The organism is Alicyclobacillus vulcanalis (genome assembly GCF_900156755.1).
Lineage (GTDB): Bacteria > Bacillota > Bacilli > Alicyclobacillales > Alicyclobacillaceae > Alicyclobacillus > Alicyclobacillus vulcanalis.
Window position 1 is genome coordinate 226,370 of sequence record NZ_FTOO01000004.1, and the last position, 11,684, is coordinate 238,053.

Annotated in this window: 8 protein-coding genes and 2 pseudogenes; 6 read left to right on the forward strand and 4 right to left on the reverse strand. The window is 58.5% G+C overall.

Annotation, left to right across the window (positions count from 1 at the left end):
* The first annotated feature begins 98 nt into the window (after positions 1 to 98).
* Both BW934_RS06800 and BW934_RS06805 read left to right on the forward strand, forming a co-directional pair.
* Positions 99 to 2,171 carry a S9 family peptidase gene (locus BW934_RS06800; RefSeq protein WP_076346422.1) on the forward strand — a complete coding sequence of 691 codons (2,073 nt, stop codon included), beginning with the start codon at positions 99 to 101 and terminating at the stop codon, positions 2,169 to 2,171.
* An 83-nt stretch (positions 2,172 to 2,254) separates the two neighbouring features.
* Positions 2,255 to 3,256 (forward strand): acrylyl-CoA reductase family protein, encoded by a 1,002-nt coding sequence (locus tag BW934_RS06805; RefSeq protein WP_076346424.1) that lies wholly within the window; start codon positions 2,255 to 2,257, stop codon positions 3,254 to 3,256.
* Here the strand turns inward: BW934_RS06805 and BW934_RS06810 are convergent.
* Together BW934_RS06810 and BW934_RS06815 are read right to left on the reverse strand one after the other, a co-directional pair.
* Complete coding sequence (locus tag BW934_RS06810; protein ID WP_076346426.1) at positions 3,243 to 5,279, reverse strand: ABC transporter ATP-binding protein; 2,037 nt, start codon at positions 5,277 to 5,279, stop codon at positions 3,243 to 3,245. The genes BW934_RS06805 and BW934_RS06810 overlap by 14 nt on opposite strands.
* The gene (locus tag BW934_RS06815) at positions 5,276 to 7,132 is read right to left on the reverse strand and encodes an ABC transporter ATP-binding protein (protein ID WP_076346428.1); all 1,857 of its coding nucleotides are present in this window, start codon (positions 7,130 to 7,132) and stop codon (positions 5,276 to 5,278) included. The genes BW934_RS06810 and BW934_RS06815 overlap by 4 nt, the downstream gene beginning before the upstream one ends.
* Before the next feature lie 505 nt (positions 7,133 to 7,637).
* Here BW934_RS06815 and BW934_RS15570 point away from each other — a divergent pair.
* A pseudogene (locus BW934_RS15570) lies at positions 7,638 to 7,862 on the forward strand (transposase); the annotation flags it as partial.
* A 226-nt stretch (positions 7,863 to 8,088) separates the two neighbouring features.
* Here the strand turns inward: BW934_RS15570 and BW934_RS06830 are convergent.
* Entirely contained in the window at positions 8,089 to 8,985 is an 897-nt protein-coding gene (locus BW934_RS06830) for a LysR family transcriptional regulator (protein ID WP_076346472.1), read from the reverse strand.
* A 459-nt stretch (positions 8,986 to 9,444) separates the two neighbouring features.
* Here BW934_RS06830 and BW934_RS15460 point away from each other — a divergent pair, with 459 nt between their 5' ends.
* The 3 genes from BW934_RS15460 to BW934_RS06845 all read left to right on the forward strand — a co-directional run bounded on the left by BW934_RS15460 (position 9,445) and on the right by BW934_RS06845 (position 11,406).
* Positions 9,445 to 9,699: a YqcI/YcgG family protein gene (locus BW934_RS15460; protein WP_084182519.1), complete on the forward strand. Its 255-nt coding sequence runs from the start codon at positions 9,445 to 9,447 to the stop codon at positions 9,697 to 9,699.
* A 77-nt stretch (positions 9,700 to 9,776) separates the two neighbouring features.
* The gene (locus BW934_RS15465; RefSeq protein ID WP_076346434.1) at positions 9,777 to 10,079 is read left to right on the forward strand and encodes a cupin domain-containing protein; all 303 of its coding nucleotides are present in this window, start codon (positions 9,777 to 9,779) and stop codon (positions 10,077 to 10,079) included.
* 25 nt (positions 10,080 to 10,104) lie between these two features.
* Positions 10,105 to 11,406 (forward strand): APC family permease, encoded by a 1,302-nt coding sequence (locus tag BW934_RS06845; protein ID WP_076346436.1) that lies wholly within the window; start codon positions 10,105 to 10,107, stop codon positions 11,404 to 11,406.
* A 113-nt stretch (positions 11,407 to 11,519) separates the two neighbouring features.
* Here the strand turns inward: BW934_RS06845 and BW934_RS14775 are convergent.
* A pseudogene (locus tag BW934_RS14775) lies at positions 11,520 to 11,684 on the reverse strand (ISLre2 family transposase); the annotation flags it as partial.

Here is an 11,684-nt window from a genome sequence, read left to right on the forward strand (position 1 = left end):
GCTGGCGAGAGGCGCCAGCAAACGCCGCATGGTATGATACGGGTGAAGCCTTGAAATCTCGTTGAAACTGGCGACCGAAGCCGCGAAGGAGTGACGTCATGGAAGCGCCAAAAGCGAAAGCGATTCCCACCGTGCTCGAGATTCACAACGACCGGCGGGTGGACCCGTACTACTGGCTCCGAGACCGCGACAACCCGGATGTCATCCGGTACCTTGAGGACGAAAATACATACTACCGCTGGTACATGGAGCGCGTTCAACCGCTGACCGACGAGTTGTACGAGGCCATGGTGGCCCGCATTCCGGACGCAGAAGAGCGCGTCCCAGTTCAGGGAGACCAGTACTATTACTACACGCGCATGGAAAAGTCCTTGCAGTATCCGATTCATGCCCGAAAGCGCGCCGAGTCCCGCGAGGCGCTGGCGCAGGCCGAGGAAGAGATCATCCTGGATGTGAACCAAATCGCTGGCAACGGTTATCTGAGCGTCTCCATGCTCGCCACGAGCCCAGACGAGAAGCGCCTCGCGTATCTGGAGAACCGCGACGGGACGGATCGATACACCCTCCTCGTCAAAGACCTGGATTCGGGCCAAGACCTCCCGGACCGAATCGAAAACGTATTCATCGACGGCAGCCTCGCATGGAGCGCCGACGGCCAATATCTGTTTTACATCACCGTCGACGAGGCTCAGCGCCCCTATCGCCTCTACCGGCATCGGCTTGGCGATCCCGTCGAGCAGGACGCGCTGCTCTACGAAGAGGAAGACGAGACGTGCATTTTGACGCTCGCCAAGTCGCAGAGCGGCAAGTACCTGTTTCTCACGTCGTCCACGAAGACCACGACCGAGGTTCGCTATCTGCCGGCCGACCAGCCACTCGGCACGTGGACCGTCTTCCGTCCGCGGCAGGCCGAGGTGGAGTACGAGCTCGAGCACTGGGAGAACGCGTTTCTCGTGTTGACCAACCTGGGCCGCCGCAACTTCAGCGTCTTCCGGCATCCCATCGCCCCCTGCGAAGACGAGCGCCTGGAGGAATTGTTCCCGTACGACGAGGCGCGCTATCTCACGGCCGTCCATCCATTTCGGGAGGCGGTCGTGATCGAGGGCCGCGAAGGGGGCCTCACGCAAATCTGGACGTTCGCGGATGGGCGGCTGACGCGGCTCTCCTGGGACGAGCCGCTGTTCACCGTGTCCGTCTCGACAAACCGCCGGTACGACACGCGAGAAGTGCTCATCCAGTACGAATCGTTCCTCACCCCGCGCACCACGTACGCGCTCGATCCCGTCACGGGCGAGCGCAAGGCCCTCCTGCGCCAACCGGTGAACGGACCGTACGATCCCGCCGACTACGTGCAGGAGCGCCTCTTCGCACACGCGCAGGACGGGACGCGCATCCCGATATCCCTGGTCTACCGCAAGGGCGCGCGCGACGCCGGGCCGGCCCCGTGCATTCTCTACGGGTACGGGTCCTACGGCCATAACCTGGACCCCACCTTCTCGCCCGTGCTTCTCTTGCCCCTGCTCGACAAGGGCGTCATCTACGCCATCGCACACGTCCGCGGCGGATCGGAGATGGGGCGGCCTTGGTACGAGGACGGAAAGCTCTTGGCCAAAAAGAACACGTTCACCGACTTCATCGCCTGCGCGGACGCGCTCATCCAGCAGGCCTACACCTCGCCCGAGAAACTCGCAGCGGATGGGCGCTCGGCAGGCGGCCTGCTGATGGGCGCCGTGGCCAACATGGGCGGCGACCGATTCGCCGCCATCTCTGCCGGTGTCCCGTTCGTGGACGTGGTCACGACCATGCTCGATCCGACCATTCCCCTCACGACCCTCGAATGGGACGAATGGGGAGACCCGCGGGACGAGACGTATTACTTTTACATGAAATCGTACAGCCCGTACGACAATGTGGAAGCCAAGCGCTATCCGCATCTCATCGTGACCACCGGGCTCAACGATCCGCGCGTCGCGTACTGGGAACCGGCGAAGTGGGTCGCCAAACTGCGCACCACAAAAGTCGGGGACGAGGCGCTCGTCCTCAAGACTCACATGGGCGCCGGCCATTTCGGCTCGTCCGGAAGGCTTGAGCACCTCCGCGAATCGGCCGAAATCCACGCGTTCCTGCTGCATCACATCGGCGTGTCGCCCAAGCCGTCCGCAGCTTCCTGAGCGGTCAAGCCGGTTCGAGCGGCATGCGACGCGGCGCCCGACTTCCGGGCGCCTCTTTCCAAACCGAAAGGAGGCTTCGCGCCATGCAGACGTTTCGCGCCTATGTCGTCGACCAGGACAACGGACGTTTCAGCGCAGGCGTGCGAGAACTCACGGCCCATGACCTTCCGGACGGCGAAGTGCTCATTCGCGTCCATTACTCCAGCGTCAATTACAAGGACGGCATCTGCTCGCAGCCCGCAAGCCGTCTCGTGACGCGCTACCCCATGGTGCTCGGCATTGACCTCTCCGGCGAGGTCGTTGAATCCAGCGACCCGCGCTTCCACGCGGGCGATCCCGTCATCTGCACCAGCTACGACCTCGGGACCGGCCACTTCGGCGGCTTCAGCGAATACGCGCGCGTGCCCGCGGACTGGGTGGTCCCTCTTCCCGACGGACTCACGCTCCGCGAGGCGATGGTGCTCGGCACGGCTGGGTTCACCGCCGCCCTGTCGCTGTACCGCATGGAGCAAAACGGCGTATCGCCCGCGATGGGCCCCATCCTCGTGACGGGCGCCACGGGAGGCGTCGGTGCGACGGGCATCGCCATCGCCAAGCAGGCCGGTTACCACGTTGTGGCCTCGTCGCGCAAGGAAGAAGCCGCCCCTTGGCTCGCGTCCCTCGGCGCGGACGAAACCGTCCATCCAGAGGCTCTCCTGCTCAAGGAAGGCGAATCGTACCTGAACGTCAAAGCGCGGTACGCCGGTGTCATCGATCCAGTGTCGGGTAAGTACGTCCCGCACCTGCTTCAGCGACTCGAGTACGGCGGCGTGATCGCCATCAGCGGATACACCGGCGGGCCGGATTTCACGGCCAGCGTGTTCCCGTTCCTGCGGCGTCAGGCGGCCATCATCGGCATCGACTCCGTATGGCTCGGCATGGAGACGCGCCGCGAGATCTGGCGCCGTCTCGCCGGCCCGTGGAAACCAGCCGAGGAGGCGCTCGAACGCATCGGGTACGACATTCGTCTGGACGATCTCGACGGCGCCCTCAAGCAGATCCTCGCCGGCAAGATGAAGGGGCGCGCGGTGGTCAACCTGCTGTGACGCCGAGCGCCTTCGTCTGTAGCTCATACATCTGGCGGTAGCGCCCGCCGCGAGCCATGAGCTCGTCGTGCGTCCCTCGTTCGACGATCTCGCCCTTGTCGAGCACCAGGATGAGATCGGCATCGCGAATGGTCGACAAACGGTGCGCGATGACAAACGTGGTACGGCCTCGCTTGAGCACCTGCAGCGCCTGCTGGATCATGCGCTCCGTTTCACTGTCGACGTTCGCTGTCGCCTCGTCCAGCACGAGAATGGCGGGATCGAAGGCGAGGGCTCGCGCGAACGAGATCAGCTGACGTTCCCCGGCGCTGAACGTGCTGCCTCCTTCGAGCACGGGCTCATCCACACCGCCCGGCAGGTTGCGCAACAGGCGATCCGCCCCGACGTCGCGCAGCGCTTGTTCGATGCGGTCCCGGCTGACGCGCGGATCGCCGAGCCCCACGTTCCACGCGATCGTTCCCGTGAACAGATATGGGTCCTGAAGCACGATGGCCATGTGCTGGCGAAGCTGCTGCGGCGGGATCTCCCGGATGTCCCGCCCGTCGATGCGGATGACGCCTCGGTCCGGATCGTAAAACCGGAACAGGAGGTTCATAATGGAGCTTTTTCCGGAACCGGTGTGCCCGACGAGCGCGACGGTCTGGCCTGGCTTCGCTTTGAACGAGATGTCGCGCAGAACGGGATGCGCGCCGTCGTAGGAGAACCAAACGTTCTCAAACTCCACTTCGCCGCGAAAGCGCGGAATCGATCCATGCTCACGCTCCACGCCGGGTTGGTCAAGCAGTTCGAACACGCGCGCGGCCGACGCGCGAGCCTGCTCCAGGGTCGCAAGCTGGTTGACGACCTGCGTCAGCGGCTGAAACAGCCGGTTGAGGTAGTCGACGAATGCGTAGAGTACGCCGAGCGACACGATGGGCTCGAGGTGGAGCGCGCGCCACCCGAACCAGGCGATGATGCAGGCGAAAAACAGGTTGCGGAAGACACCCGCCAGATTGTACCCGGTGGCGGAATTGACGCGCAGGAGCCTGGTTTGCCCGTCGTAATACGCCTGGTTCATCTGATTGAATTCCTCCGCCGTCTTCGCCTCGCGGTTAAACGCGCGGATGATGGTCATGCCCTGGATGGTCTCGTTGAGCATGGCGTTGATCTCCGAGATGAGCGCGCGCACCCGCAGGTTGACCTGCACCGTGTACCGCCGGTACAGCCATATCCACGCAAAGAGGATCGGCAACAGGGCGCAGGCCAAGAGGGCGAGATCGACGTTCAGAATGAAGAGCGCCACATAGATACCGAGCATCATGACGGCGCTCGACAGCACATTCGCAAGGACATTGACGTAAAAGTCGCGAATGGACTCCGTGTCGTTGGTGATGCGAGAGACGATTTTCCCCGCTGGCGTGTTGTCAAAGTACGAGATGGGCAGGCAGTGGATTTTGTGAAACACGTCCCGCCGCATGCGCTGCAGAATTCGGTTGGCCGATACCTGCAGGAGATACTGCTCGCCGTAAAGAAACGCAGCAGACGCGGCGAGCAGCGCAAAGTAGACGAGCGCAAGCCGGATGACGTTCGGCACCTCCGGCCGATAAAATGCGAACATCTGCGCGCGGCTGATGGGCTGAGCGCTCACCACGCGCCATGTGCCCCCGACCTCCTCACGAATTTCGCCAGGCCGGGGCCCCGGCGCGATGGCCGTGACGGAGCCGGGCAGGAAATAGCCCTTGGTACCGAGCGTCAGGAGGGTATGCGGATCTTCGCGGCGAGCGCCCTCAGGCAACCTGTCCGCGCGAACATACGGCTTGCCTTGCACCACGACGGCGCCATGTGCGCCGGTCGGCGCCTGGTACCAGACCTGCTGTACGCCCTCGATGTCCCGATTGATGATGGTCTTCGCGACAAAAGGCCCCGCAAGCTGCGCCGCCACGGAGAGGACGAGCAGGACGAGAGCGGCGACAATGGCACCGCGCGCGTGGGCAGCGTACTGCACCAAACGGCGTCCAACGCGAACGGACGTACCTTGCCTCAATGCGCGTCCCCCCTTTCGGCTCCTGTCCCACTGAGCGACGGCTGCGCGGCGTCGACCGGGCGCGGTTCGGCACCTTCTTCGGCCTCCTCGGCGTCTTCGCCGAGATCGTCCGAGGCTTCGCCGAACGCCTGCTGGTGGAGGTACTGTTGCGCGTACCAGCCCTCGAGGCGCATGAGATCCCGAAATGTACCCGCTTCCCTGATGCGCCCGTCGTCCACAACCACGATCCAATCGGCGTGCTGAACGGCCGACATGCGGTGGCTCACGATGAGCGTGGTGCGCCCGCGGCGGACACTGCGAATCGAGCGCAGAATGTGCGCCTCGGTGCGGGCGTCGACGGCCGACATCGCATCGTCCAGGATGAGCAGGTCGGGGTCCAGAATGAGGGCGCGGGCGAGCGCGATGCGCTGCTTTTGGCCTCCGGAAAGCGAGATGCCCCGCTCGCCCACGAGCGTGTCGAGCCCATCCGGAAGCCGCGCGATGTCCTGTGTGAACCCCGCGAGCTCGAGCGCGCGGAGCACCTCTTCGTCTGTGGCGTCGTGTTTCGCAAATCGCACGTTGTCCCGCACGCTGCGAGAAAAAAGCATCGGGTTCTGCGGGACGTACCCCATGAGGCGATGCAGAGAATCGACCCGGATGGATTCGATGGGCAGGCCGTTCACGAGCAGGCGGCCGCGATGCCCAACGGGATACTCGCGCAGCAGCTGCTTGACGAGCGTCGATTTGCCACTTCCCGTTCGCCCCACGATGCCGAGCGTCTGCCCCCGCCGAATGACGAGCTCGATGTCCTCCAGGTTGTCGCGCTCGGACGCCGGATAGCGGAAAGTGTAGTGTTCGAAGCGGATTTCGTCGATCCGTTCGATTTCTACCGCCCCGTCCGCGTCTGTCACGTCGGGTTCGTACGCCAGAGTTTCCGTCACGCGGTCGAGCGAGGCGTTGCCCCGCTGCATGATGTTGATCAGCTGACCGAACGCGAGCATGGGCCAAATCAGCATGCCGAGATACACGTTAAACGACGTGAGCTGGCCCACCGTCAACTGGCTCTGAAAGACCAGATATGTGCCGTAGCCGAGGCCAATGAGGTACGTCACCCCTACGAGCAGCGTGATGGTCGGATCGAACAGTGCATCAATTTTTGCCACAGCGATGTTTTTGCGGTACACATCCGCCATCGTTTCGGCGAAGCGCCGCTCTTCGTTTTGCTCCTGCGCGTAGGCGCGCACCACGCGGACGCCGGCCACCGTCTCCAGGACGCGATCGTTCATGTCGCCAAAGGCGTCCTGCGCCTGCTCAAAGCGGTCGTGCAACATCTGGCCGAACTTCGTCATGGCGATCGCGATGAACGGCATCGGCACGAGCGAAAACAGCGTCAGCTTCCACCCGTCGAGCGCTGCCATGGTGACGAGAATGGTGGCCGAATACGTGGTGGAGTCAATCAGCGTGAGGATGCCAAATCCGGCCGTCTGCATCACCGCGTTCAGGTCGTTGGTGGACCGCGCCATCAGGTCGCCTGTGCGATTCTGCTCGAAAAATCGCGGTGTCATCCTCAAGAAGTGGGCCATCAGGCGGCGGCGAAGCGAAAGTTCGAGCGTTCTCGCGCCCGAGTACAGTTGATACTGCCAGGTCACGCCGCACACGTACGACACCACGATGGTGAGGAGAAGGGCGCCCACCAACTCGGTAAGCGAGGTCACGGTCATGCCGTGCTGGCTCATGAGGTCAATGGCTCGGCCGATGAGCCACGGTGGAATGACTTCGATGACATTCAAAAAGAGCAGGAGAGCCACGGCAATCCCGTACCGTTTTCGTTCCTCCCAGAAGAAGTGGCGAAGCTTCCACAATACCTGAAACACAAACAGGCCCCCTAGATGCAAAAAGGCATGCCTCTCGCGGCATGCCCAGTCCGAAGTTGGAGTGAGTTGGCGCGAGCCGCTTTGGCAGCAACCCGCGCTTGCGCTCTACACGGCGCTCGCGCGAGAAGGTCGAGCCACGTTGAACATCATCCATCGGCGGACGAGCATGACGCCTGCCTTTGCCCCCTTCGCCATCCGAACCATGGGTCTCGACCTCCTCTCTCCCGTACAGACTGTCAGAATTGAACATACCACTTCTTGTTCGGTGCGTCAACGACGGCTTCGCCGCTGTTCCTGTCAAGTTGTCGTAGGGGAGACCTCACCGGTAGAAGGGTCATACCACCGTGGGGTGAAACACTGTCGTAGAAGGCGGCGATGCGTTCACGCCAACGTTGACGGCGTTCTTGATGGGACATGTGTTCTCGCATACAAGAACCCTCCCATGGCTTGATGATGATACTTTCACGCGACGAGAGGGTGAACGCCATGTGGGGTTGGGCTTACGGAGTCACTCCAGAGCCAGCGGCGTTTACGGCGAGCATCGTACGACCGGAAGGCCATCGAACGCACATTTGGCGAGCTGACACAATGACACGGCCTTGGACGCGCACGCTACCGCGGCAAGTGGCATGTAGCCATCCCAGTGTATCTCACGTTTTTGGTTTTGAACGCGAAACGGATCGTCAACCTGATCCAGGGTCGATCCTCCAAACCCGTCCCTGCTTCGTAATGTGCTAAGGATGGTCAACGGAATCAATCGACGGAAATACGAACCAGCCCCCCTCATCCGGTCTTCAACCACAGGTATCCGACCACACGGATTTCCGATTGGCTCCCCTGATCCCGCGAAATTCCTCACTTTTTCAGAGCTCGTTGGAAAAACACCGTCAAGTAAGGCGAGCATCAACCACGGGAGCTAACTCTCGGCCTTCAAAACTCCAGAGAACGAAATCCTATCATTCCTGTTTTCCTACAAACTCGCGCACAGACCGTATAAATGCTTGCATGGCAGAGGAAATCCATCGGTCCTTGTTCCATGCAAGTTGAGTCGGGAGTACAATTGCTGGCCATTTAAGGGCGACTAATTTTCTCTCTTCAAGTTCTTTCCTCACGACCACTTCGGGGAGTATCGCGATTCCGACTCCAGAGATGGCGCATTGTTTCACAGCTTCGACACTTGCAAACTCCATATACTTACTGGGATAAACCCGAGCCTGAATAAGCTCATGCTCAAATATTTCTCTATAGCTCCATCCACCCGTGGTAGATTCCACCATAAGAAATACTTGTTCGGCAAGATCAAATGGTGCTATACATTCCATCGTTGCAAGTGGTGAACTTGGTTCGGCCACAAGCAGGATGCGCTCATCAACAAGATGTTCCATGATAAGACCGTCTGTAACTACCGGGGCTTCAAGGAGAAATGCAACATCCATTTCTCCGCGCTGTAGAGCCTCGCGATGTTCAGCACAGCCTCCTGTTTGAAAATGCAGATGTACTTTGGGATACCGTTTGTGAAATTCCGACAGCATCCTGGATAGACGATACGCTATTAAACTTTCCGGGGCACCTACGATCAATGTACCAGATGGCTCGCTGTTGCCGAGAGCGATGACTCGTATCTCCTCCTCAATTCGAAACAAACTTTGCACGAGGGGCAAGATGTTCCTACCTGTATCCGTAAGCATTACACCGCGCCCCAGTCTGTCGAACAGAGGTACTCCCAGTTCGTGTTCCAGTGTCTGAATTTGACCTGAAACGCTCGACTGAGCATAGTTCAATATCTCAGCTGCACGAGTAAAACTCTTTTCTTTTGCAACAACAGCAAAGGTGTGAAGTTGCTTGAAGTCCATGGCACACCTCGACTCATCGTAGTTGCCGATTTCCCACATCGGCATTATCGTAAGCAGGCATCACCTACTAATATTTATAATTTTCTCGACGAATTCCTCAAGAGACATACCTCCATACAGAGATGGGAGGGGAGGCTGAATGTCTGCACCCATGCTACTCAAATCTCAAGACATTCTGAGCAACCAGGGAGTGCCGGAATGGCTTTCTCGTGAATACGCCTTGTTTAGGTCTAAGGTTTTGGACGACGAATTTCCTTGCTACTTCGTTACAGCAGCTGAACGCGCCGGACACCTTCGATACCCTACGTCGACGAGGACTGGAGTCATCTGCCTCTAACCCTTTCAACTTTTTTAGAACTGTCCAGGAGCCACCCTGAGACAAGACATGCGCTTGTTCTCTTTGTAAAGCCAGAAACTTCTAGACAAGGTTTGGACTATTACAAGAAGCAGTTCTAGTCAATATTACAGTGGCTACACGACAGTGACCCGGTGCCGTGGTCAAAGGAAATACCGATAGATCCAGAGGACCCGCATTGGGAGTTCTGTTTTGATGGTGAACCGATCTTCGTATTCAGTTCGGCACCAGCATACAAGCAACGCAAGAGTCGGAACTTGGGAGAATGTCTCGTACTGTTGTTCCAACCGCGGCGCGTGTTTCACGGTATTGAAGGTGGAACAGCCGCGGGCACGATAGCACGGCAAAACACCTGTTAAGGGGAAGTGCCCACTGCATTGGCGCTGGCAATCGATTTATATCGAGACTGCTGTGACCAAGGAGGAAGAATAATCGTATGACTGAGTTCGATAAACCTCGTGTACTGCGCGGGACGCCAATTTCCCTTGAAGCCGCCATATACAGCTTGTTACCCGAAACGGGCTCTGTGGAAGTTCAACGCGATACACCAGGGAGGCACCCCCCTCATGCACATGGCACGCATGAGATTTTGCTTATTGTGGAGGGGAACATTACATTTCACATCGCGGATAAAGATTATGTATGCACTTCTGGGGACCGTTTGTACCTCCCGGCGCACACCCTGCATGCCTCAACCGCCGGAGAGAAAAGCTGCATCTATATCATCGCGCAAAGGTAAACCCTGCTTCGGAGGAACAAAAGGGATGGATTCAACCGCAAAGGATACACAACTGGCGAAGACGTTAACAGTGGGGAGAGCCGTTTCCCTAGCTCTGGGAATCGTGGTCGGTGCCGGGCTCCTTGTTTTGCCCGGCCTGGCTTATTCTAAAGTGGGTAATTCTTCTATCTACGCGTGGGTGATAGACGCCTTAATGATTATTCCGTTGCTGGTGATCTTCGCTTCGCTCGGGTCCCGTTATCCAAACGCTGGAGGAGTCGCTGGATTTGTTCGCCTCGCGTTTGGACCTGTAATTGGAGCCATGACGGAATTGATGTTGATGAGCGCGTTCTTTCTCGGGATCCCAGGTATCGCTCTTACCGGTGCTGGGTACCTTGCTTTTCTGTTTCATTCCAGCGGGTGGGCATCGAGTTTGTTCGCAATCATGTTGTTGGTGATAGCCGGGATTCTAAACTACTTGGGTACACAACTTTCGGCAATTGCGCAGCAGGTTCTATCTTATAGTTTGGTCTTCATTTTAGCCGCTGTAGCAGTCATTGCACTCACGTTTGATCCCGTACGTGATCATGGCGTTGCGTCTGTCGCTACTTGGAAAGCCAGTATTCCCGCATTAGGAATGGTCTTCTTTGCATACACAGGATGGGAAATGTTATCTTTTATGGGTGAAGAGTTCCGCAATCCGAAACGTGACTTTCCCATTGCTATCGTGATCAGCTACGTTTTGATCGTCCTTATTTATCTCGCGGTTGCGCTCGCAGTTCAATGGACGCTTCAACCTTACAATCCACAAACCACCCAGGCTCCCATAGCCGCAGTATTGGCAAAAGTCTTCGGGAATAAAAGCGCTGACGTGGTAGCGATCATGGGTGTACTCATTATTTTGGCGAATTTGAATGGGGCCACATGGGCGGCTTCTAGGTTACTTTTCTCATCCGCTAGGGAGGGATTCTTACCTCGATTCCTTGCTTCTGTGGACCTCAACTTACAGATTCCACGACGCTCGGTTGTGACCTGCATACTGGTGTTTATGGCGGTGGTGGTCATGCACCAGGTGGGGTGGATATCACAACATATGATGTTTGCACTTGCAGGGCAAAACTTCTTCTTAATCTATGTACTGAGCGTCCTCGTTTATATACGACTAACTCGCCGTCCGCTGAATACGCTTTTCGCATTCGGAGTGCTCGTTTTGTGCATAATATTCATTACATCGTTTGGCCGCGGATTACTTTATCCGCTTACGGTCTCCCTGCTCGGCCTCGTCCTAGGAGCTATTCATAAGCGAAATACCATGAAGAATCAATCTTCTTCTGAACCTAACCGTTGAATATCAAAGTGTGTATCTAGCTACAGTCTTTGCGTTAATCTGGTATTATGTAACAGAACAGACACCCCAAGAGCGTGTCAAGTTCTCGTAGCGGACCTCGCGGCGCCAAGCCGTCACGCAATGGTGTACGGAAGCCGCGCCAGCTCACGAAGCACGTACTTCACCCATGGCCGGCCGGCATGTGGCCCGGCCAGTGCAGGCATATGAGCTTCCAGCCACGACGCCGCTGCCTCGACTTTGCGCGTCATCTCCGCGTCCGTCACGACCGCCTCTTGGGC